This window comes from Nonomuraea sp. NPDC048901, from assembly GCF_040649695.1.
In the GTDB taxonomy this organism is placed as follows: Bacteria; Actinomycetota; Actinomycetes; order Streptosporangiales; family Streptosporangiaceae; genus Nonomuraea.
In genome coordinates, this window is sequence record NZ_JBEZFW010000005.1 from 655,515 (window position 1) to 677,444 (window position 21,930).

Sequence of the window (21,930 nt, forward strand, 5' to 3'; positions counted from 1 at the left end):
GCCGCCCGCCTGCCCGGCCGGGGCATGTCGCCTCGGCCGGTGGCGCGGGTGGGTGGTCAGAGGTACAGACCGGTGGATTCGCCCTCGGTGGGTGGGGAGATCGCGCGGCCCGAGCGGAGCGCGTACAGCTCCGCCAGCGTCGCGCCCGACGGGCCGACGCCCTCGGACGAGCCGAGCCAGCCGACCGCCTCGTTCCTGGTCAGCGGGCCGATCTCGATCTGGGCCAGGCACCGGCCCGGACGTACGACGGCGGGGTGCAGCCGGGTCAGGTCCTCGTTCGTGGTGATCGCCACCAGCACGTCACGGCCCTGTCCCAGCAGGCCGTCGGTGAGGTTCAGCAGCCGCGACAGCCCCTGGCCCGTCTGGGCCTTGGCGGAGGAGCTGATCAGCTCGTCGCAGTCCTCCAGCACGAGCAGCCGCCACCGCTGCGCCTCCTCGTCGGTGTCGTAGCCGACCGCCACCTCCATCAGGTAGCCCGGCTCGTTGAACAGGCGCTCCGGATCGAGTACGCAGTCCACCTGGCACCAGTCCTGCCACTGCTTGGCCAGCGAGCGCAGCAGCGTGGTCTTGCCCGTGCCCGGCGGCCCGTGCAGCAGGACGAGGCGGCCGCCGATGTCGGCCGGGGTGACCGCCATCAGGCCGTCGAGCGAGCCGCGTACGCGGGCGGAGTAGTTGCCGCTGATCTCGTCCCAGGGCGAAGCGGTGATCGGCTTCTCGGAGCGGGTGCCGCCGTGCGCGCCACGCCACCAGAAGCCCATCTCGACGTGGTCGGTGTCGGGCTCCGGCTCCTCGGCGCCCTCGGTGCACTCCTTCAGCACGGAGCGGGCCAGCTCATCGCTGACCGCCGTGACGCTGACGGTCGCGGTGCGGTTGCGGTGCCGGATGACCCGTAGGGTCCAGCCGTCGCCGCAGATCAGGCTCGACACGGAGCCGTCCTGTACCTGCGCGGTGCGTACGGTCCTGCCCTGCTCGGGGCGGAGCGCGGCGTCGGGGCGTACGCGCTCCAGGTTGGCCAGGCGGGACCAGGGCTGGACGCCGGTCGCGAACGGCGACAGGGCCAGAGCGTCGATGACGTCGATGGCGGAGTCGGCGTCGTCGATCCAGATGTTCATCGGGAGCTCAGGGGAGTCCGGGCTGGGGAACGGCACCTCCTTAATCACAGACATAACAGTAATGATCCAGGTTCGCGGCCCGGTCTGTCGACGGCATTTGCGCAATTCCAGAGGTATTGCTGGCGTTCCGGGTGTCAGCCCTTGCTCAGGTCCCCGGTCTCCTCGACGATGCCGGGCCCCGGTACGTCGCGCCACATGTAGGTGAGCTTGCCGCCGTCGAGCGTGAGCCAGACCGTGCCGGCGATGCAGTCGATGGTGTCGGGCTGGAGGGAGAAGGTGAGCTTCGTCCCGGCTGTCTGCGTCAGGGTGATCTTGCCGGTGCAGCTGGTGGCGCTGTCCTTCTCGGCCCACCCGGCGGTGGACTGCCCGGTCTTCAGGTCGATCGTGACGGTGGCGCCGTCGGAGTCGATCGGGTTCGTGGAGGTGGTGCGGCCGGACCACTTGCCGGCGAATGCGGCGGGGATCTTCGGCGAGCCGCTTTGAGTCGGCTTCTCGGTGGCGGTCGCCTGAGCGGTGCTCGTGGGTTCCTGGGCGGTGGTGCTCTGGCTCGGTGCGGGGGTCGAGGACGTCTGGGTCGTGGTGCCGGTCGGGGCGTGGTTGATCCACAGCAGGGTGCCGCCCGCCGCCCCCAGGGCGAGCACGGCCGCCACTACGCCGAGCAGCAGGCCATGCGAGCGGTTCCGCTTGGAGACGTCTGTGGTGAGCGCCGCAACTCGCGGTCCCGTACGTTCCCCCGCGCCCGAATCGGGGGATCCGGCGGGGACGCCCGGCCTCCCGGCGACCTGACCCGGAAAACCGGTGGCACCCGGCCTCCCGGTGGCCTGCCCCTGACGTCCCGTGGCGGCGACACCCGACCTATCGGGGACGCCCGGCGCGGGGGCGAGTGGGGTCGATGCGGGGCTGACCAGAGAGACCATCAGGTCGCGGGCCGTGGGCCGGTGCGCGGGGTCCTTCGCCAGGCACGACGCCATCAGCCCGCGCAGCCGGGGCGGCAACTCCGACAGGTCCGGGTCGGCGTGCAGGACCCGGTGCAGCACCGCGGGCACCGTGTCCGCGCCGAACGGGCTGCGACCGGTCGCCGCGAACACCATCGTCGCCGCCCACGCGAACACGTCCGACGCCGGGGAGGCGGGCGAGCCGGCGATCTGCTCGGGCGACAGGTAGGCGGGCGTCCCGATCAGTCCCGAGGTCAGCGTCGCCGCGCCCTCCGCCCTGGCGATGCCGAAGTCCACCACGCGGGGCCCGTCCGGGCCGAGCAGGACGTTGGCCGGCTTGAAGTCGCGGTGCACGATGCCCGCCGCGTGGATGGCGGCCAGGGCCGTGGCCGTGCCGACCACCAGGCGTTCCAGCTCGCCGCCGCGCAGCGGGCCGCGTTCGCGGGCGCGCTCGGCCAGCGACAACCCCTCCACGAATTCGCTCACGACGTAGGGCCGCGGCCCGTCGATCGAGGCGTCCAGCACGCGCGCCGTGCAGAAGGAGGCGATGCTCTCCAGCGCGTCGAGTTCCCGCGCCAGCCGCGCGCGGGTCTCCTCGTCGCCGGTGCTGAGCAGCTTGATCGCGACCGCCTCGCCGTCGCGGGAGTGCGCCAGGTAGACGACGCCCTGCCCGCCCTTGCCGAGCCGCCCGGCCAGCCGGTACGCGCCCAGCGACGCCGGGTCGTCCGGGGTCAGGGGGGTCGCCATGGCGGATACGTTACCGCTCGCCATGCATCCGTAGAGATAGCCCGGTACCTTGTGTCCTCGATCGAAAGTGTCCTTGATCGAATCACTGCGTACGTGGGGGTTTCTGGGGTGGCGAGGGTGACGTTCCGCGAGCGGGCGCGGTACTGGTTCGACAACACCATGTCGAAGGGCACGGCCTCACTGATCGGCTGGCTGGCCGTGGTGTCGGTCGGGCTCATCGTGGTGGTCGCCGGGCTCACTCTCTGGCTGGCTCCAGAGGAGCCCGAGGGCGTCGGCGGCGCCGGCCACGTGATGTGGATCGCGCTCATGCACGCGCTCACCCCGAGCAAGGTCGCCAGCGACAAGGGGTCGGTCGCCTATATGGCGGTGATGTTCGCCGGGTCGCTCGGCGGCATCTTCGTCGTCAGCATGCTCGTCGGCCTGCTGTCCAACGGCCTCAAGCAGAAGGTCGACCGGCTGCGCAGGGGCCGCTCCCGCATCGTCGAGTCCGGGCACACGGTGGTGCTCGGCTGGTCGGACCAGGTGTTCACGATCGTCGCCGAGCTGGCCAAGGCGCATGCCAGCCAGCCGGGCTCGGTCATCGCCGTACTGGCCGAACGCGACAAGCTGGCCATGGAGGAGGACATCCGCGAGAACATCGGCGACCTGGGCAGGACCCGCCTGGTCTGCCGTACGGGACGGCCCACCGAGTCGCGTGACCTCAACCTGATGAACCTGGCCGCCGCCCGGTCCGTCGTCGTGCTCTCACCCGACGGCGAGGACCCCGACGCGCATGTCATCAAGATCCTGCTCGCCCTGGCCAAGCGCCAGGGCACCCGCCCGCCGGTGGTCGCCGCCATCGCCGCCAGCCGCAACATCGCCGCGGCCCGCCTGGCCGGCGGCAAGGACGTGCACCTGGTCGACTCCGACGACACCGCCGCCCGGCTCATCGTCCAGTCCTCGCGGCAGTCGGGCATGTCCGTCGTCTGCATGGACCTGCTGAACTTCGACGGCGGCGAGATCTACCTGCGCGCCGGGACGGAGCTGGCGGGCAGCACGTACGGCGACGCGCTGCACGCCTACGAGACGGCCACGGTCATCGGCCTGCGCCGACCTGCCGGAGTCATCCTGAACCCGCCCATGGACACCGTCATCGAGGCCGCCGACCAGATCATCGTCATCGCCCACGACGACTCCGCGATCCGGCTCGCCACCGGCGCGCCCGCCCTCGAGGAGAGCGCGATCGCCGTCGCCGGCGGCTCCCCGCTCGAACCCGAACGCACGCTCCTGCTCAACTGGAACGGCCGGGCCGACCAGATCGTCCACTACCTCGACGCCTACGTCGCCCCCGGCTCCGTCCTGGAGATCGCCGCCGACCACCCCAAGGCCGGGACCGGCCTGGCGGACCTGGTCAACCTCACCGTGAACGTCAAGGAATGCGACACCACGGACCGGTACGCGCTCGAATCCCTCGGCGTCGGCCTCTTCCAGCACGTCATCGTCCTGTCGGACGACCGCTTCAAGCCGCACCACGCCGACACCCGCACGCTCATGACGCTGCTGCAGCTGCGCGACATGCAGAGCGCGATGGGCGAGCACTACTCGATCGTCAGCGAGATGCACGACGAGAACAACCGCGCGCTCGCGGAGGTGACCGAGGCCGACGACATCGTGATCAGCGACACGGTGATCGGCCTCCTGCTGGCCCAGCTGGCGGAGAACCGCCACCTGGCGGACGTGTTCGGCTACCTGTTCGACTCGCGCGGTTCGGAGATCTACCCGCGCCCCGCCGGCTCGTACGTGGCCTCAGGTACGCAGTTCACCTTTTCGACGGTCATAGAGGCGGCGCGCCGCAGAGGCGAGACGGCCATCGGCTACCGCGACAGCTCGGCGCTCAACGTCCCGCCGCACTACGGCATCGTCCTCAACCCACCGAAGTCCCAGCCCATCGTGCTGAACCGGCAGGACGCGGTGATCGTCCTGGCCGAGCGCTGAACCCGGGTGACGGCGCAGACTTGCCCGGAAGGCTACGGTTTGGGCGTGAGGACGATTGACTGGGTAGACGGCGCGGTCGAGCTGGTGGATCAGACGCGCCTGCCGGACGAGTGCGTCATGGTGCGGATCGAGACCGTCGCGGACCTGATCGACGCCATCCGGCGGCTGGCCGTACGCGGGGCGCCCGCGCTCGGCGTGGCCGGGGCGCTCGGCGTCGTGCTGGCGGCCGGCGACCAGGACGCCATAGCCAGGCTGCGCGCGGCCCGGCCCACCGCCGTGAACCTCGCCTGGGGCGTCGACCAGGTCGCCACGCACCTGCCCAAGGGGCCGCAGGCCGTGCTCAAGGCCGCGCTGCGGATCCGCGACGACGACATCGCCGCGTGCGAGGCGATGGGCCGGCGCGGTGCCGACCTGCTCGAAGGCGACCGGCTGCGCATCATGACCGTGTGCAACACCGGCGGTCTGGCGGCCGTCGAACGGGGCACCGCGCTCGGCGTCGTCCAGACGCTGCACGAGCGCGGCCGGCTGGCCGAAGTGCTCGCCCTGGAGACCCGTCCGCTGCTGCAGGGGGCCCGGCTCACCACGTGGGAGCTCGGCAGGATGGGCGCGCCGCACCGGCTCGTCGCCGACTCCGCCGGGCCGTACCTGCTGGCCAAGGGGGACATCGACGCGGTGCTCATCGGCGCCGACCGCATCGCCGCCAACGGCGACACCGCCAACAAGATCGGCTCGTACGCGCTGGCGCTCGGCGCGGAACGGGCCGGGGTGCCGTTCATCGTCGTCGCGCCCGAGACCACCATCGACCAGGCCACCCCCTCGGGCCGGCAGATCGAGATCGAGGACAGAGGCGCCGACGAGATCGTCTCCATCAGGGGCATGCGGGTGGCGCCCGAGGGCACGCGGGCGCTGAACCCGGCGTTCGACGTGACCCCGCACGACCTCATCACCGCGATCGTCACCGACAAAAGGGTGATCAGACCGTAAGAACCATAAAAAATCCAGATCTACCGACCTTTCCGCGCACTCCGGGCTACGCTCAGTGGTCACATTCCCCTACCCCCGGAGACACAAGGTGGCCATCGACCTCGTGTTACGGCGTGACTGGCACGCCCGTGCCCCGCACGGTGACTACACACAGCTCGACTCCACCAAAGGAGTAAAGGTCCACTACACGGGCGGCCGGGTCGAACCGGGCATCCTCGCCGACCACGCGGGCTGTGTGTCGCTGGTGCAGTCCGTTCAGGGCTACCACATGGACGGCAACGGCTGGATCGACATCGGTTATTCGTTCGTCGCCTGTCCGCATCGGAAGGTGTTCGAGGGGCGAGGGCTGCACCACTTACCGGCGGCCAACGGGGCCGGGCTCAACTCGGGCCATTACGCCATACTCGGCCTGGTCGGCAACGCCGGGCTGGTGGAGCCGCCCGACGGACTGCTCAACGGCATCCTGGACGCGGTCGAGTACGTCCGGGAACGCGGCAAGGCGGGCAAGGAGATCAAGGGGCACCGGGACGGCTACTCGACCGACTGCCCGGGCGAGCCCCTCTACGCGTGGGTCAAGCGCGGCGCGCCCCGGCCGGGTGGCGGCGGCGGTGGGCCCGAGGTGCCGACGGCGCCGCCGTTCCCCGGGCGGCTGCTCAAGTACCCGCCCGTGATGCAGGGCGAGGACGTGCGTACGTGGCAGCAGCAGATGAAGGTACGCGGCTGGGAGATCGAGGTCGACGGCGCCTACGGCAGCGGCTCGCGCGACGTGTGCCGTCGTTTCCAGCGCAGCGTGAGCATCGAGGACGACGGCATCGTCGGTCCGACCACCTGGCGGCTGAGCTGGGAGGCACCGCTGCCCTGACAGTGGGGTCGGTCAGGGGCGAACCCGGGGTTCCTCGCCTAACAGGGCAACGCCTACTATCCGAACATGCATCTGGTAGCGGGTTTTCCCCCCACCAATCGGGATGACTGGCGGGCGCTGGCGCTTGAGGTCCTGCGTAAGACGGGTGTCGAAGCGGAGTCGCCCGAAGAGGCGCTGTCCAGCATCACGTACGACGGGGTGACGCTCGCGCCGCTCTACGACGCCGCCGATCTCCCCAAGACCCTGAGGAAGGGCGCCCCTGGGGCGCGCGCCGGGTGGGATGTGCGGCAGCGGCACGCCGTGGCCGACGCGGAGGCCGTACTGGCCGATCTGGAGCACGGTGTCACCTCGCTCTGGCTGGTCCTGGGTGCCGGCGCGATCCCGGTCGAGCGGCTCGCCGACCTGCTGCGGGAGGTCCTTCTGGACCTCGCGCCGATCGTCCTGGAGGCCGGGCCCGAGGTACGGGAGGCCGCCGAGACCCTGTTCGGGCTGGCGGCGGAGCGCGGCGTCTCGCCGACGGGCAACCTGGGCGCCTCGATCGGTACGGCCGGCCGGGACACGACGGCCGAGCTGGCGGCGCGGTGCGCGGAAGGCTTCCCGGGGATGCGGGCCGTCCTGCTGGACGCCACGCCGTACCACGAGGCGGGCGGGAGCGACGCCGACGAGCTCGGCTGCTCGATCGCGCTGGGCGTCGAGCACCTGCGTGCGCTCACCGGTGCGGGGCTCACGGTCGAGCAGGCGTTCGGGCAGCTGGAGTTCCGTTACGCCGTCACCGACGACCAGTTCGCCGCCGTCGCCAAGCTACGGGCCGCCCGTACGCTCTGGGCGCGGGTGGCCGAGGTGTGCGGGGCGCCGGACGGCGGGCAGCTGCAGCACGCGGTGACGAGTTCCGCCATGATGACCGCCCGCGACCCCTGGGTGAACCTGCTCCGCACCACCATCGCCTGCTTCGCCGCCGGAGTGGGGGGCGCGGACGCGGTGACCGTGCAGCCGTTCGACGCGTGCCTGGGGGTGCCGGACGCGTTCGCCCGGCGGATGGCGCGCAACACGCAGGCGCTGCTGCTGGAGGAGGCCGGGGCGGGCCGGGTGGCCGACCCGGCGGCCGGCTCCTGGTACGTCGAGCGCCGCACCGCCGACCTGGCCGACCGCGCCTGGGCCTGGTTCCAGGAGATCGAGGCCGCAGGGGGGATCACGGCGGCCTCCGGCCTGGTCGCCGAGCGGATCGCGGAGACCAGGGAACGCCGTGCCGACGACATCGCCCACCGGCGCTTCCCGATCACCGGCGTGAGCGAATTCCCCCACCTCGACGAGAAACCGGTCCGCCGGAGCCCCGGTGACGGGGGCGCACTCGCGGGGGAGGGGTTGCCGCGGATCCGGTACGCGCGGGAGTTCGAGGAGCTGCGGGATCTCGCCGACGCGCAGCCGGAGCGGCCCGTGGTGTTCCTGGCCACCTTCGGACCCGTCGCCGCCCACACGGCCCGCGCCGCGTTCGCCGCGAACCTGTTCCAGGCGGGCGGCCTGGCCACCCAGACCGCCGGGCCGGGGACCGACCCCGACCAGATCGCCACCGCCTTCGCCGTCAGCGGCAGCGACGTGGCCTGCCTGTGCTCCAGCGACAAGATGTACGGCCTGCACGCCGAGGCGGTCGCCGCCGCGCTGAGACGGGCGGGCGCGAAAAAGATCTGGCTGGCGGGGAAGGGGAGCTACGAAGGCGTCGACGGCCGCCTCTACGCCGGGTGCGACGCGCTCGCCGTGCTCCGCACGACCTTCGACGACCTGGAGGTGACGCGATGATCCCGGACTTCTCGGCCATCCCACTGACCGACCCGACCCCCACCGAGCCCGCTCAGCCCGCCGTAGATGCCGCCGAGGTCTGGGAGACGCCCGAGGGGATCGGGGTCAAGCCGGTCTACACGGCCGACGACCTCGACGGGCTCGACTTCCTGCGGACCTATCCGGGTGCCGCGCCGTACCTGCGCGGCCCCTATCCGACCATGTACGTCAACCAGCCCTGGACGATCCGCCAGTACGCGGGCTTCTCCACGGCCGAGGACTCCAACGCCTTCTACCGCCGCAACCTGGCCGCCGGGCAGAAAGGTCTGTCGGTGGCGTTCGACCTGGCCACGCACCGGGGCTACGACTCCGACCATCCGCGGGTGGCCGGTGACGTGGGCATGGCCGGGGTGGCGATCGACTCGATCTATGACATGCGGCAGTTGTTCGACGGGATCCCGCTCGACCGGATGTCGGTGTCGATGACCATGAACGGCGCGGTCCTGCCCGTACTGGCGCTCTACATCGTGGCGGCCGAGGAGCAGGGGGTGGCGCCCGAGCAGCTGGCCGGGACCATCCAGAACGACATCCTCAAAGAGTTCATGGTCCGCAACACCTACATTTATCCCCCAGGCCCATCGATGCGCATAATTTCGGATATTTTCGCGTTTACCAGTGAAAAGATGCCGAAGTTTAATTCCATCAGTATCTCCGGCTATCACATCCAGGAGGCCGGGGCCACCTGTGACCTCGAACTCGCCTACACGCTGGCCGACGGGGTCGAATACCTGCGGGCAGGCGTCGCCGCCGGGATGGACGTCGACAGGTTCGCGCCCAGGCTGTCGTTCTTCTGGTGCATCGGCATGAACTTCTTCATGGAGGTCGCCAAACTCCGGGCCGCCCGCCTCCTGTGGGCGAACCTCGTTTCCGGATTTAATGCGAAAAATCCGAAATCGCTGAGCCTCCGTACCCACTCCCAGACCTCCGGCTGGTCCCTCACCGCGCAGGACCCGTTCAACAACGTCGCCCGTACGTGCGTCGAGGCCATGGCCGCCACCCAGGGCCACACCCAGTCCCTGCACACCAACGCCCTCGACGAGGCGCTCGCGCTGCCCACCGACTTCTCCGCCCGCATCGCCCGCAACACCCAGCTCCTCCTCCAGCAGGAGTCGGGCACCACCAAGGTGATCGACCCGTGGGGCGGCTCCTACTACGTCGAACGCCTCACCCACGATCTCGCCGAACGCGCCTGGGCCCACATCCAGGAGGTCGAGGCCGCCGGTGGCATGGCCCGCGCCATCGAGGCCGGGCTGCCCAAGCTCCGCATCGAGGAGGCCGCGGCCCGCGCCCAGGCCCGCATCGACTCGGGCCGCCAGCCCGTGATCGGCGTGAACAAGTACCGCACCGACGCCGACGAACCGATCGAGGTGCTCAAGGTCGACAACAGCGCTGTGCGGGCGCAGCAGCTCGACAAGCTGCGCAGGTTGCGGGCCGAACGCGACGGCGGCGCCGTGGCCCGCGCGCTCGACGCCTTGACGAAGGCCGCCGGCGAGCCCACTCCCGGTCTCGAGCACAACCTGCTCAAACTGGCGGTCGACGCCGCCCGCGCCAAGGCGACCGTGGGCGAGATCTCCGACGCGCTGGAGCGGGTCTTCGGGCGCCACGCGGAGCAGGTCCGTACCATCTCCGGCGTGTATCGCGACGAGGCGGGCCCGGCCGCCAACATCGAGCGGGTACGCCGGGCGAGCGCCGACTTCGAGCGCGCCGAAGGCCGTCGCCCGCGCATCCTGGTGGCGAAGATGGGCCAGGACGGCCACGACCGCGGCCAGAAGGTGATCGCCACCGCGTTCGCCGACCTGGGGTTCGACGTGGACGTCGGCCCGCTGTTCCAGACGCCGGAGGAGGTGGCGCGGCAGGCCGTCGAGGCGGACGTGCACATCGTCGGCGTGTCCTCGCTGGCGGCCGGGCACCTGACCCTGGTGCCCGCGCTCAGGCAGGCACTGGCGGCGCTGGGCGCGGACGACGTGATGATCGTGGTCGGCGGCGTCGTCCCGCCGGGCGACTTCGACGAACTGCGCGCGGCCGGCGCCTCGGCGATCTTCCCGCCCGGTACGGTGATCGCCGACGCCGCCCTGGACCTGCTGGAGGAGCTCGCGTCCCGCCTGGGGCACTGACCCGGGCTCAGTCCAGCCGGTCCAGCACCTTGACGGCGACCTGCGTGCCGTCCGGGGCGTACCCCAGGTAGACCACGCCCTGACCGCCCGCGCCCAGCCGCCTGGTCAGCCGGTACGGGCCGATCTCGGTAGGGTCCCGCTCCGTCATCAGTCTTCGATGGAGCAGACGGAGAACGTCGTGGATCTGCTCTTGACGACCGGCGAGGTCAACTTGAACGTGACCGTGTGTGTGCCTTCCTTCACCATGTAGCCCAGCGACCCTTCCCAGCCGGTGTACTCCCCATGGCCGATCAGGCCCCCGCGCCGCATGACGGTCTTGCCGTCGATGAGCCAGGCGAAGTTGTACTTCAGCACGTCGTACTCGCCCGGCGGGGTCTTGTCCGTCTCCACGTTGGTGTCGAAGTTGACCGGCGGCATGAGGCAGCCGTTCGTGGGGTGGGCGCCCATGGCGCGGATGGCGAGGATCGAGAGGTTGCCCTTGGTGACGGCGGGCTTCTTCGTGGTGCGGGTGGGGGCGGGCGTCGAGCGCTCGGGGGAGGACGCGGGCTTGGTCGTGGGCTCCGTGGTGAGCTTGGTCGTGGGTTTCACGGTGGGGCCCACGCTGGGTTTTCGCGTGGGCTTGCGGGTGGTGGTCTTGCGCGGCCGGGGACTCTTCGACGGGGTGGTGTCCGCGGTTTGGACGCCTGTCTTGGGCGAGGAGGCGGCCGCGGGCGGCTGGGTCTCCGTGCCCGGCGGGAACGCGAGCGTCACGGCGGTGGCGATGGACGCCATGATCGCCACACTCCCGCCCCCGGCTAACAGCGGGATGAGCACCCGCCCACGCCCCGCCGCCTGCCCCTGCTCCATGCCTTGGCCGGGCCCGATCGGTCCCGTGGGCTGCGGGCCGTGCCCGGCGCCCATCGAGCCGTGCGCGCCGGGCACGGTCCCGTGGGCCCCCATCGCTGGGAAGCCGGGCCCGGCGACCGGCGTACCGGACGACTGGCCGCCGAGGAGCCGCAGCAGGACGTCCTGCATGGTCGGGCGGCGGGCCGGGTCCTTGGACAGGCACGCGTACACGATCGCCTGCAGCGACCGCGGCAGGTCCCCCAGCTGGGGTTCGTTGTTGAGGATGCGGCTGATGACGGCGGGCAGCGAGTCCTGCCCGAACGGCGGCTCCCCGCCGGCCGCGTACACGATCACCGACCCCCACGCGAACACGTCCGCCGCCGGCCCGGCGGGCGCCCCGGCCAGCTGTTCCGGCGCCATGTAGGCGGGCGTGCCGACAATGCCGCTGGTGACCGTGAGCGCGGAGTCCGTCGCGCGGGCGATGCCGAAGTCGATGACGCGCGGGCCGTCCCGTCCGAGCAGCACGTTCGCCGGTTTGAAGTCGCGGTGCACGATGCCGGCCGCGTGGATGGCCGCCAGCGCCGTGGCGGTCGCCACGGCCAGTCGCTGCAGGTCGCCGCCGCTGTGCCGGCCCGCCTGCTGGAGCGAGGGGCCTTCGACGTACTCGGTCACGATGTACGGCCGGGCGCCCAGCGAGGCGTCCAGCACCTGCGCGATGCAGAACGGCTCCACCCGCCGCGCCGCCGCGACCTCCTTGGCGAAGCGGTCGTCCCCGACCAGCCCGTCCAGCAGCACCTTGACCGCGACCGGCCCACCGTTCGGCGCCTGCGCCAGGTAGACCACGCCCTGGCCGCCCTCGCCCAGCCGGCCGACCAGCCGGTACGGGCCGACAGCGCCGGGGTCCTCCGGCAGGAGCGGTTCCGCGGCCATCGTCAGTTCGTCTCACCCGGGCACAGCGTGACGGAGACGCTCCGCTGCCTGGCCACGGGCGAGGTGATCCGCAGGGTCGCGAGGTGGGTGCTTCCGGCGCCCTTGATGTTGCGGGGCGAGGTCAGGTACAGCTCGCCGTCCTGCGGGATGGTGGCCGTCGACCGCGACACCGTCCTGCCGTCGATGACCCAGGCGAAGCTGAAGTTCAGCGGATTACCCTGGCGCTGGACCAGCCCCCTGAGCGTCACCTGGCCACCGGAGTAGCACCCGTTGTCGAGCGCGCCGCCGGCGCGGACGTACCGGACCTTGAGCTGCCCGCCCGCGACCGAAGTGGCCGTCGGGTCCGTGCTGGGGGTGCCGTTCTGGCTCGCGGGGTCCGGGGTCGGCTGGGACGTGCGGGTCTTCTTCGGACGGGGTGTACGCGTGGGGGAGGCCGATGGGGTCGGCGTGGAGACGCCGGACAGGTTCTTGGTCTTCGGTTGCGGTGTCGAAGGGGTCAGCCACACGATCGCCGCGCCCAGCGCCAGTACCGAGATGCCGGAAGCGCCCGCGATGGCGACGGTCTTCACACGCCGCCGCCGGGGCCGCGCCTTGCCGTCGCCCCCGGCCGCCTGTGGGCTCACCTGAGTGGCGTCCTGATCGGGCGCGCGACCATATCCGCCCTGGTCCGGCACGGCGTCATACCCGGCCTGGTCCGGCGCGGGAGCGTAGCCAGGCTGCTCGGGCGCGCCACTGTACCCAGAGCGGTCCGCACCGTAGCCAGGCTGCTCGGGCGCGCCACCGTACCCAGAGTCGCCGTACCCGGACTGGTCCGCGCCGTATCCAGGCTGTTCCGGCGGCGTCGGAGGCCGGGACTGTCCGCCGAGCAGGTGCAGCAGCACGTCCTGCATGGACGGGCGGCGGGCCGGATCCTTGGCCAGGCAGCTCAGCACCACCGAACGCAGCGGCTCCGGCAGCTCACCCACCTGCGGTTCGCTGTGCACGATGCGGTTGATCACCGCGGGCAGCGAATCGTCGCCGAACGGCGGCACCCCCGACGCCGCGTACACGATCACCGACGCCCACGCGAACACGTCCGCCTGAGCCCCCACCACCTGCCCCGCCAGCTGCTCCGGAGCCATGTAGGCGGGCGTGCCGACGATGCTGCTCGTCGAGGTCACCCCGGAGACCAGCGCGCGGGCGATGCCGAAGTCGATGACGCGCGGGCCGTCCCGCCCGAGCAGGACGTTCGACGGCGTGAAGTCGCGGTGCACGACGCCCGCCTGGTGGATGGCGGCCAGCGCGGTCGCCGTCGCGACCGCGAGCCGTTGCAGCCGCGCCCCGCTGTGCCGGCCCGCGTTCTGGAGGGACGGGCCGTCCACGTACTCGGTCACGATGTACGGCCGGCCAGAGGTCGACGCGTCGAGCACCTGCGCGATGCAGAACGGCTCCACCCGCCGCGCGGCGGCGATCTCCTTGGCGAAGCGGTCGTCGCCCGCGATGTCCTCGCGGAGCACTTTGATCGCGACCGGCGCCCCGTTGCGCGCCTGGCCGAGGTAGACCACGCCCTGGCCGCCCGCGCCCAGCCGTCCGACGAGCCGATAACGCCCCACCGCCGCCGGGTCGCCCGCTCGTAGGGGTTCGACATTGGGCATAAGGGGAGTGACTCCTGTGACAGCTGAGAATAGACGTCCAGCACCTTAGCGCCAAAAGTCAGGATCTGTCGGAAGTTAAGCTGACCAAGCCTGAGAAAGGAGGGCGAGTGCGCTCGCTGGAGGACTATGCCCGTGGGGTGCGCGAAGGCTCGCGTACCTGGATCGCCCGGGCGATCACGCTCGTGGAGTCGACCAGGGCGGACCACATCGCGCTCGCCCAGCGGCTGCTGGTCGAGCTCACCCCGCTGTCCGGCGGGGCCACGCGGGTGGGCGTCTCAGGGGTGCCCGGCGTGGGCAAGTCCACCTTCATCGACGCCCTCGGCACCATGCTGACCGGCCAGGGCCACAAGGTCGCCGTACTGGCCGTGGACCCCTCCTCCACCAGGACCGGCGGGAGCATCCTGGGCGACAAGACCCGCATGGCCCGCCTGTCGATGGACCCCGCCGCCTTCATCCGGCCCTCGCCCACCTCGGGCACCCTGGGCGGCGTGGCCAAGGCGACCAGGGAGGCCATGGTCGTGGTGGAGGCGGGCGGGTTCGACGTCGTGCTCGTCGAGACCGTGGGCGTCGGTCAGTCGGAGACGGCGGTGGCCGACATGGTCGACACGTTCCTGCTGCTCAGCCTGGCGCGTACCGGGGACCAGCTGCAGGGCATCAAGAAGGGCGTGCTCGAACTGGCCGACGTCATCGCGGTCAACAAGGCGGACGGCGAGCACGAGCCCGCGGCGCGCAAGGCGGCGCGGGAGCTCGCGGGGGCGCTGCGCATGCTGCGTTCCGACAGCGTGCCGCCGCCGGTCCTCACCTGCAGCGGCCTCACGGGCGCGGGGCTCGACGAGCTGTGGCGCAAGGTGCTGGCCCACCAGAAGTCGCTGGACCTGGCCGCCAAGCGCCGCCGCCAGCAGGTGCAGTGGACGTGGACGCTGGTGCGCGACCGGCTGCTGACCGAGCTCCGGGACGCGCCGGAGGTGGCGGCGATCGCGGAGGAGGTCGAGCGGGACGTCCTCGCGGGGACCCTCACCCCGGCCCTCGCCGCCGACCGTCTCCTGTCCGCTTTCGAGCGCCCACGCCGGTGATCGGCCTAGGTGAGTGCGTCTCGGGTTGAGATTCCTCCTCCGCTGGGTGGTATATCCCATCCGCTTCTACGCCCCGTAATCACTCAGTGACGTGATTCATGTCACTATTGCCCCCATCAACGCCTGGAGGGGCATATGGGTGCGGAGTCGGGGCTGCCGGAGTCGGTCACAGGGGCATTGGCGGAGTACGGGCGGCTGCTCGGCGAGCACGGCATCACCTGGGGCGAGCCGGAGATCCACTACGTCAAGCTCTTCGCCAGGCGCAGGGTCCTGCTTCCCGCCCAGATGGAGCTGTTCTGGCGGCTGGCCTACGGCCGCCTCGCCGACCGTCACCCCGGCGAGACCCAGGACCTGCTCGCCACCCGCCTGGCGGAGCTGGACTTCGACGAGCTCCTGCGCGACGCGCTCGACGGCGAACTGCCCGCCCACCTGGCCGTCCTGCGCCTGACGTCCGGCGGCGCCGTACTGGACTGCACGCCACGCGCGCTGCTGGATCGCGTACCGCACACTGTGCCGGACCCCACGACGGGCACGCAGCGGGACCCCACGGCTGGTGCGCAGCCGGACCCCGCGACAGGCGGGCCGCCGGACCGTGCGGATCGCACCGGACCGCCGCGGTTCGCGATGCTGGTCGATTCGCGGCGCGACGTCGCCAGTGCCGTCGTCGTGGACGGCGCCGAACAGGTCGTCGCGCCGAGAGGCGCCTGGCTGGTCGAGATCGACGGCGACAGCACGGTCACCGTCGACGGAGCACCCGTGCCGATCGACGGGCTGACCAGGACGGCCCCGGCGGCCACGTTACGGCTGAGCGCCGGGTTCCCCTGCCGGTGGAGCGTCGCCGGCGCCGACGGACAGGGCTGGTTCCCCGAGGCGACCCCGCACCGCCACGACTTCCACGGCCGCCCGTACTTCCACGGCGACGACCTCGTCCTGCGCGTCCCGGCCGAACCGCTGACGGTCACGGTGACCAGGGGCATGGAGTACGGCGCGGCGACCGCGGAGATCACTCCGGAGCCGGGCGAGGAGCACCTGGTACGGCTGGCCCCGCGCAGGATCTACGACGCCGCGGCCCTCGGCTGGTACGGCGGCGACATGCACGTACACCTCAACTGGGCCGGTGACGTGGTCGGCCTGCCGGCCGACGCGGCGGCGGCGCAGCACGGCGAGGACCTGCACGTGCTCAACCTGGTGGCCGGCAACGTCTCGGGCAGCCGCGTCTACGACCGGGCGGCGCTCGACCACTGGAGCGGCGCCGACCTGCCCTGGTCCGACGCGACCCACCTGGCCAGGATGGGCACCGAATACCGCAACGATCTGCTCGGCCACGTCTACGCCTTCGCGCCGCGGGCGGCGCCGGAGCGCTTCCACACCGGGTTCGACGGGGACGCCGACTGGCCGCCCAACGCCGAGGGCCTGCGCGAGCTGCGTGGCCTGGGGGCGCTCGTCGGCTACAGCCACCCGTTCCACCAGCCGATCGGCGACTGCGACTCGCCCAAGTCCATCGTCTGGCCAGCGCCGCGCAACTGCGCCGCCAGGGAGCTGGTCGCCGACGCCGCGCTCGGGCTCGTCGACAGCCTCGACGTGCTGACCCACTCGTCGATCACGGCGAGCGCGGCCGTGTACCGGCGGCTGATCGGGGCGGGCAACCGGCTGGCCGTCACGGCGGGCACCGACTCGATGTTCTCCTTCACCCGGGCCGGCAACCAGTCGAACCCGCCGGGCTGGGCCCGCGTCTACGCCCAGGTGGAGGGCGCGCTGACCGCCGCGTCGTTCGCCGAGGCGGTACGGGCCGGCCGTACGTTCGCCACCACCGGACCCTGGCTGGAGCTCTCGGTCGACGGGTACGGGCCGGGCGACACGATCGACACGTGCCGCGGCGACCGGCTGACGGTCACCGCCACCGCCATCGGCCCGGAGGTCACGGCGGTCCGCGTCCGTACGGCGGAGGGCGTCCGCGCCGGGGCGGAGCGCCTGCCGGCCGGCGAGCGGTGGGGTGGCGAGGTACGCGGCCTGGAGCCCGCGACCAGCCCCGGCGAGTGGGCCGAGGCCGGTGGGCGCCCGCCCGCGGTCCACTGGCGCGGCGAGGAGGAGGTGCTGAGCGTGACGGTCGAGCTGGAGACCGACCGCCCCACGTACGTGATCGCCGAGGCCCTGTGCGACCCGCACCCGCGCACGCTCAACCACACCGGCTACGCCCTGACCAGCCCCGTGTACGTGGACGTCGACGGCAGGCCGGTGGCCACGCCCGCCGACGTGCGGTGGTGCCTCGACTGGCTCGACCTGCTGGAGGACCTCATCAAACAGCACGCCAGGCTGGCCGACCGCGACCAGCTCGTCGACCACCTGGCCGTGCTGCGACAGGCCAGAGCGGTTTACCAGTCGCGTCTACGCTGAAGGCGATGGACATCGAGACGCTGCTCCGCGGCCACCCCGACTGGTTCGGCCACCTCGAATCCGGCGGTCCCGCCAAGATCGCCTTCCCCGACGACCTCGCGGACGAGCTGGTCAGGCTCGCCGTGCCGCACGAGGACATCGGCGCCGTCCTGGCCACGCTGCCGGAGCCGGGCAGCCCGCTGTGGTGGCTGGCCGAACGGTGTGTCGGCTCGCTGGTGACGGCCATGGGCAGCCTCGACCCGCCCCCTGCCTTTCCCGACCTGCCCGAGCTGGGCCCGTACTTTTTCGTGCACGTGTTCGTCGCCGCCCTGCCGTACACCAGGCGGTATCACCGCGAACACGGCGTCCCGGACGCGGTCTCCCGGGCCACGCTCGCCGACCTGGGCCGCAACATGGCCGTGCACCGCAAGCGGCACGGCACCGCCGGCCTGCAGTACCCCAGGTGGTTCATGCGGCACGCTCGCGGCATCCTGTACGAGCTGGGCAGGCTGCAGTTCGAGCGGGTCAGGATGGGAACCAGGACCGGCGAGGGCGTCAGAGCGGCTGGGCTGCCCGCCGGGCCGGGGGATCTGGCGCTGGGCGTGCACATCCCCGACTTCAAGGGCCCTATGACGCCCGCCGCCTGCGACGCGTCGTTCGAGCGGGCCAGGGAGTTCTTCCCGCGCTGCTTCCCGGAGGAGCGGTTCCTCGTCGCGACGTGCCACTCGTGGCTGCTCGACGAGCAGCTCGCCCGATACCTGCCCGAGGGCTCCAACATCGTCGCCTTCCAGCGCCGCTTCCACCTGCTGCACCGGGGCGACACCAGTGCCGTGCTCGACTTCGTCTTCGGATCGGAGGCCCCCGCCGAGTGGCCCCGCCGTACGCGGCTGGAGCGGGCCATCGCCGACCACCTCGCCGCGGGCGGCGGATGGTACGGCCAGGCGGGCTGGCTGAGGCTCTGACCAGCGCGATGCGCGAATAATGACCGCATGTGTTAAATTTTGGCCATGCGGTCAGAAAATGAACCGAGCGGCCAGAAGGCGCGTTCGTTCATCGAAGAGGCGCGGCGGGCCCAGATCGTCGCGTCCGCGATCGAGGTGATCGCCGAGTCCGGGTTCGCCGGGGCGTCGCTGGCCCGGATCGCCCAGCACGCCGGCATCAGCAAGGGCGTCATCTCCTATCACTTCGCCGGCAAGGACGAGTTGATGGAGGAGGTGGTCAACCAGGTCTACAGCGCGATCGACGAGCACGTCCGGGCCCGGATGGAGGGGCAGGAATCGGCCACGGGCCTGCTCAGGACGTACATCCTGGCGGTCGCCGAGCACATGAGGGCGCACCGGACGCAACTCAGGGCGCTCGGCCAGATCTTCTACAACCTGCGCACCGCCGACGGCCAGCCGCGCTACGGCTTCAAGGCCAACGAGGAGACCTACGCGGCGCTGGAGCGGATCTATCGCGCCGGCCAGGCCGCCGGGGAGTTCAGGACGTTCGACGTACGCGTGATGGCCGTCACGATGTCGTCGGCCATCGACAACATGTTCGGCTACTGGGTGACCTATCCCGACCACGACCTCGACGCTCACGCCAGAGAGCTGGCCGACCTATTCGAGAGGGCTGTCAAATAATGAAGACCGAGCCGAGGACTGCCACGCGGCTCTTCGCCATCGACAACCTGCGCATCGTCCTGACCGCGCTGGTCGTCGTCCACCATGTCGCGGTCACGTACGGAAACATCCCGCTCTGGTTCTACACCGAGCCCGCCCAGGACCCTTCGGGGGTCGCGCTGGACATCCTCGTGGTGTTCGACCAGGCGTTCTTCATGGGCTTCTTCTTCCTGATCTCCGGCTTCTTCACGCCCGGCTCCTACGACCGCAAGGGCAGGCAGCCATTTCTGCGAGACCGCCTGATCCGGCTGGGCGTCCCGCTGCTGGTCTTCCTGCTCGTGCTGCGTCCGCTGGTGACGATCGGCTCCTACCGGTCCGACTACGCCTCGTTGCCGTACTGGCAGTACTACATCGGGTCGTGGGATCCGGGACCGATGTGGTTCGTCGAGGTGCTGATCGTGTTCGCCGCCCTCTACGCGCTGTGGCGGCGCTTCAGCGCGCCGGTCGAGACCCCGTTCGGGGCGCCACACGCGGTGTTGCGGGCGCGCTGGATCGTGCTGTTCACCGTCGGCCTGTCGGTGGCCACCACCTTGTGGCGCATCCCGGTGCCCGTCGGCTCCTACGTGCCGGTGCTCGGGCTGCCGACGCCGTACTTCCTGCCGCAGTACGCGGCCATGTTCGTGGTCGGCCTCATCGCCTTCAGGCGCGGCTGGTTCATGACCCTGCCCACCAAGGCGGGGCCGCTCGGGTTCGGCATCGCGGCCCTGGTGAGCGCCGTGCTCCTGCCGCTCTCGCAGGTCACCACGGGTGCGCTGTCGACCGCCGTGACCGCCACCTGGGAGTCGGCCTTCGCGGTCAGCGTGATCATCGGGCTCACCGTGGTCTTCAGGGAGCGCTTCAACCACCAGGGGCCGCGCGGCAAGTGGCTGTCGGCCCAGGCGTTCACCGTGTACATCATCCACCCGCTCGTCCTGGTCGCGATCGGCTACGCGCTGAGCGGGCTGCACGCGATCGCGATCGTCAAGTTCGCCGTCGCGGCCGTCATCGCGCTGCCGGTCTGCTGGGGGCTGGCCTACCTCGTACGATCGCTGCCGGGCGCCAAACGGGTGCTGTGATGTCTGAAGATCACGCGTAGAAGGAGTCGAGGGTGTCGCCGTAGCGCTCCTCGACGGCCTTGCGCTTGACCTTCAGGCTCGGCGTGAGCTCGCCCGTCTCCACCGTGAAGTCCGCCGCCAGGATCGCGAACTTCTTGACCGTCGCGTAGCTGGCCTGGTCGGCGTTCACCTGCTTGACCGCGCTCTCGACCTCCGCGCGCATGCGGGGATGCTCGCGCAGCCGCTCGGGGTCGAGGGGCAGTCCCTCGGCCTCGGCCCAGGGCTTGACGACCTCCATGTCGAGCGTCACCAGCGCCGTGACGTAGTTGCGCCGGTCGCCGTGGACGAAGACGTGCGACAGGTACGGGCAGGTGGCCTTGATGCGGCCCTCCAGGTAGGTGGGGGCCACGTACTTGCCGCCCGAGGTCTTGATCAGCTCCTTCTTGCGATCGGTGATGACCAGCCGCCCGGCCTGGTCGAGCTCGCCGATGTCGCCGGTGTGCAGCCAGCCGTCCGACAGCGTCTCAGCCGTCTCCTCCGGCAGGTTGTGATAGCCGCGCATGATGCCGCGCCCGCCGATCAGGATCTCCCCGTCCTCGGCGATCCGCACCCGGGTGCCAGGGAGCGGCGGCCCGACCGTGCCGTACTTCACCGAGTCCGGCCGGTTGAGGAAGCTGCCGGCCGACGACTCGGTCAGCCCGTAGCCTTCGAGGATCGTCAGCCCGGCCGCGTCGAAGAACTCGGCGATGTCCTGGTTGAGCGGCGCCGAGCCGGAGATGAAGTAGCGGATCCGGCCGCCGAACCGCTCCCGCAGCTTGGCGAACACCAGCCGGTCGGCCAGCCCGTACTCCAGGCGGACGCTGAGCGGGATCGCGGCGCCGCGCCGGCGCGCCTTGCTGACCCGGATGCCCGTCTTCCTGGCCCAGGCGAAGATGCGCGCCTTGACGCCGCCCTCGCGCGCCACCGTGGACGCCACGGTGTTGTGGATCTTCTCGAAGATGCGCGGCGCGGCGGCCATGATGGTCGGCTTGAGCGCGCCGAGATTGTCGGCGATGCGGTCGAGGCGGCCGTCGATCGCGGTGGCCACGCCGATGTCGATCATCACCACCTCCAGCAGCTTGCCGAACGAGTGCGACAGCGGCAGCCAGAGGAAGTGCAGGTCGTCTTCGGAGATCAGCTCGATCTTGCGGACCGCGTCGGCGGCGTACAGCCAGTTGTCGTGGGTCAGCTCCACGCCCTTGGGGCGGCCGGTCGTGCCGGAGGTGTAGATGAGCGTGGCCGGATCGTGCTCGCCGATGGCGTCGACCATCGCGTCATAGTCAAGGTGAGCGGCGTCGTGCGTGCTCAGCGAGTCGAGCGTGACCACCCAGCCGTCGTCGGCGGGCGCGCCGTCGATGACGACCACCTGCGTGACGTCCGGCAGTTCCTTCTGTACGGACCTCAGCTTGGCCACCTGGTCGTCGTTCTCGGCGACGACGATCGTGCTGCCGGAGTCGGTGATGACGAAGGCCGACTCGGCGGCGGTGTTGGACGGGTAGATCGTGGTGGTCGCGGCCCCGGTGGACAGCACGGCCAGGTCGGTCAGCACCCATTCGAGCCGGGTGGAGCAGAGGATCGACACGCGGGTGCCCGGACCGGCGCCCAGGGCGGCCAGGCCGAGCGTGAGCCCGCGTACGCGTTCGCCGACCTCCCGCCAGGACAGTGAGGTCCAGCCGTCGTCCGACGGCACCAGATAGGCGGCCGCGTCGGGGGTGGCCGCGATCCGGTCGCGCAGCAGGGCGGGGATGCTGGACATGCCTGGCCTCCTGGTGGGGACGTTGCTGCCGACTCTAGGTG

Annotated in this window: 16 protein-coding genes; 10 read left to right on the forward strand and 6 right to left on the reverse strand. The window is 71.2% G+C overall.

Features of this window, described 5'->3' with window-relative positions:
- Positions 1-56: 56 nt before the first annotated feature.
- On the reverse strand, positions 57-1,166 hold the full coding sequence (locus tag AB0C30_RS20645) for a DUF5925 domain-containing protein (RefSeq protein WP_357946036.1): 1,110 nt from the start codon (positions 1,164-1,166) through the stop codon (positions 57-59).
- 80 nt (positions 1,167-1,246) lie between these two features.
- On the reverse strand, positions 1,247-2,794 hold the full coding sequence (locus AB0C30_RS20650; protein ID WP_357946039.1) for a serine/threonine-protein kinase: 1,548 nt from the start codon (positions 2,792-2,794) through the stop codon (positions 1,247-1,249).
- A 108-nt stretch (positions 2,795-2,902) separates the two neighbouring features.
- Between AB0C30_RS20650 and AB0C30_RS20655 the strand changes: the two genes are divergently transcribed.
- The 5 genes from AB0C30_RS20655 (at position 2,903) to scpA (ending at position 10,561) form a co-directional block, all read left to right on the forward strand.
- Entirely contained in the window at positions 2,903-4,768 is a 1,866-nt protein-coding gene (locus tag AB0C30_RS20655) for a potassium transporter TrkA (RefSeq protein ID WP_357946042.1), read from the forward strand.
- Positions 4,769-4,813: 45 nt separating this feature from the next.
- Positions 4,814-5,752 (forward strand): S-methyl-5-thioribose-1-phosphate isomerase, encoded by a 939-nt coding sequence (mtnA, locus tag AB0C30_RS20660; protein ID WP_357946045.1) that lies wholly within the window; start codon positions 4,814-4,816, stop codon positions 5,750-5,752.
- Between the two features lie 88 nt (positions 5,753-5,840).
- The gene (locus AB0C30_RS20665) at positions 5,841-6,614 is read left to right on the forward strand and encodes an N-acetylmuramoyl-L-alanine amidase (RefSeq protein WP_357946048.1); all 774 of its coding nucleotides are present in this window, start codon (positions 5,841-5,843) and stop codon (positions 6,612-6,614) included.
- A gap of 66 nt (positions 6,615-6,680) precedes the next feature.
- The gene (locus AB0C30_RS20670; protein ID WP_357946051.1) at positions 6,681-8,408 is read left to right on the forward strand and encodes a methylmalonyl-CoA mutase subunit beta; all 1,728 of its coding nucleotides are present in this window, start codon (positions 6,681-6,683) and stop codon (positions 8,406-8,408) included.
- Complete coding sequence (gene scpA / locus AB0C30_RS20675) at positions 8,405-10,561, forward strand: methylmalonyl-CoA mutase (RefSeq protein WP_357946054.1); 2,157 nt, start codon at positions 8,405-8,407, stop codon at positions 10,559-10,561. The genes AB0C30_RS20670 and scpA overlap by 4 nt, the downstream gene beginning before the upstream one ends.
- Before the next feature lie 7 nt (positions 10,562-10,568).
- On the opposite strand, the gene AB0C30_RS20680 is transcribed toward scpA, so the two are convergent.
- From AB0C30_RS20680 to AB0C30_RS20690, 3 genes are read right to left on the reverse strand one after another with little or no spacing between them, the layout of a single operon-like run.
- The gene (locus AB0C30_RS20680; protein ID WP_357946057.1) at positions 10,569-10,709 is read right to left on the reverse strand and encodes a hypothetical protein; all 141 of its coding nucleotides are present in this window, start codon (positions 10,707-10,709) and stop codon (positions 10,569-10,571) included.
- Entirely contained in the window at positions 10,709-12,316 is a 1,608-nt protein-coding gene (locus tag AB0C30_RS20685) for a protein kinase (RefSeq protein ID WP_357946060.1), read from the reverse strand. The genes AB0C30_RS20680 and AB0C30_RS20685 overlap by 1 nt, the downstream gene beginning before the upstream one ends.
- Before the next feature lie 2 nt (positions 12,317-12,318).
- On the reverse strand, positions 12,319-13,950 hold the full coding sequence (locus AB0C30_RS20690; RefSeq protein ID WP_357946062.1) for a protein kinase: 1,632 nt from the start codon (positions 13,948-13,950) through the stop codon (positions 12,319-12,321).
- 107 nt (positions 13,951-14,057) lie between these two features.
- On the opposite strand from AB0C30_RS20690, the gene meaB reads away from it, so the two are divergent.
- The 5 genes from meaB to AB0C30_RS20715 all read left to right on the forward strand — a co-directional run bounded on the left by meaB (position 14,058) and on the right by AB0C30_RS20715 (position 20,115).
- A complete protein-coding gene (meaB, locus tag AB0C30_RS20695; protein WP_357946064.1) occupies positions 14,058-15,023 on the forward strand; it encodes a methylmalonyl Co-A mutase-associated GTPase MeaB in 966 nt (321 codons plus the stop codon).
- A 135-nt stretch (positions 15,024-15,158) separates the two neighbouring features.
- A complete protein-coding gene (locus tag AB0C30_RS20700) occupies positions 15,159-17,417 on the forward strand; it encodes a CehA/McbA family metallohydrolase (RefSeq protein WP_357946066.1) in 2,259 nt (752 codons plus the stop codon).
- Positions 17,418-17,422: 5 nt separating this feature from the next.
- Positions 17,423-18,358: an acyltransferase domain-containing protein gene (locus tag AB0C30_RS20705; protein WP_357946069.1), complete on the forward strand. Its 936-nt coding sequence runs from the start codon at positions 17,423-17,425 to the stop codon at positions 18,356-18,358.
- A 45-nt stretch (positions 18,359-18,403) separates the two neighbouring features.
- Positions 18,404-19,021 (forward strand): TetR family transcriptional regulator, encoded by a 618-nt coding sequence (locus AB0C30_RS20710; RefSeq protein WP_357946071.1) that lies wholly within the window; start codon positions 18,404-18,406, stop codon positions 19,019-19,021.
- The gene (locus AB0C30_RS20715) at positions 19,021-20,115 is read left to right on the forward strand and encodes an acyltransferase family protein (RefSeq protein WP_357946073.1); all 1,095 of its coding nucleotides are present in this window, start codon (positions 19,021-19,023) and stop codon (positions 20,113-20,115) included. Before AB0C30_RS20710 ends, AB0C30_RS20715 begins: the two co-directional genes overlap by 1 nt.
- 10 nt (positions 20,116-20,125) lie before the next feature.
- Here the strand turns inward: AB0C30_RS20715 and AB0C30_RS20720 are convergent, their stop codons facing one another.
- On the reverse strand, positions 20,126-21,889 hold the full coding sequence (locus tag AB0C30_RS20720; RefSeq protein WP_357946076.1) for a long-chain fatty acid--CoA ligase: 1,764 nt from the start codon (positions 21,887-21,889) through the stop codon (positions 20,126-20,128).
- Positions 21,890-21,930: the final 41 nt, after the last annotated feature.

What these genes read in the sequence shown, in the direction of transcription:
- AB0C30_RS20720 (WP_357946076.1), bottom strand. Translation starts at nt 21,889, where the DNA reads ATGTCCAGCATCCCCGCCCTGCTGCGCGACCGGATCGCGGCCACCCCC.
- AB0C30_RS20670 (WP_357946051.1), top strand. Translation starts at nt 6,681, where the DNA reads ATGCATCTGGTAGCGGGTTTTCCCCCCACCAATCGGGATGACTGGCGG.
- AB0C30_RS20715 (WP_357946073.1), top strand. Translation starts at nt 19,021, where the DNA reads ATGAAGACCGAGCCGAGGACTGCCACGCGGCTCTTCGCCATCGACAAC.
- AB0C30_RS20705 (WP_357946069.1), top strand. Translation starts at nt 17,423, where the DNA reads ATGGACATCGAGACGCTGCTCCGCGGCCACCCCGACTGGTTCGGCCAC.
- AB0C30_RS20685 (WP_357946060.1), bottom strand. Translation starts at nt 12,316, where the DNA reads ATGGCCGCGGAACCGCTCCTGCCGGAGGACCCCGGCGCTGTCGGCCCG.
- AB0C30_RS20645 (WP_357946036.1), bottom strand. Translation starts at nt 1,166, where the DNA reads ATGTCTGTGATTAAGGAGGTGCCGTTCCCCAGCCCGGACTCCCCTGAG.
- AB0C30_RS20690 (WP_357946062.1), bottom strand. Translation starts at nt 13,950, where the DNA reads ATGCCCAATGTCGAACCCCTACGAGCGGGCGACCCGGCGGCGGTGGGG.
- AB0C30_RS20710 (WP_357946071.1), top strand. Translation starts at nt 18,404, where the DNA reads ATGCGGTCAGAAAATGAACCGAGCGGCCAGAAGGCGCGTTCGTTCATC.
- scpA (WP_357946054.1), top strand. Translation starts at nt 8,405, where the DNA reads ATGATCCCGGACTTCTCGGCCATCCCACTGACCGACCCGACCCCCACC.
- AB0C30_RS20700 (WP_357946066.1), top strand. Translation starts at nt 15,159, where the DNA reads ATGGGTGCGGAGTCGGGGCTGCCGGAGTCGGTCACAGGGGCATTGGCG.
- AB0C30_RS20650 (WP_357946039.1), bottom strand. Translation starts at nt 2,794, where the DNA reads ATGGCGACCCCCCTGACCCCGGACGACCCGGCGTCGCTGGGCGCGTAC.
- AB0C30_RS20680 (WP_357946057.1), bottom strand. Translation starts at nt 10,709, where the DNA reads ATGACGGAGCGGGACCCTACCGAGATCGGCCCGTACCGGCTGACCAGG.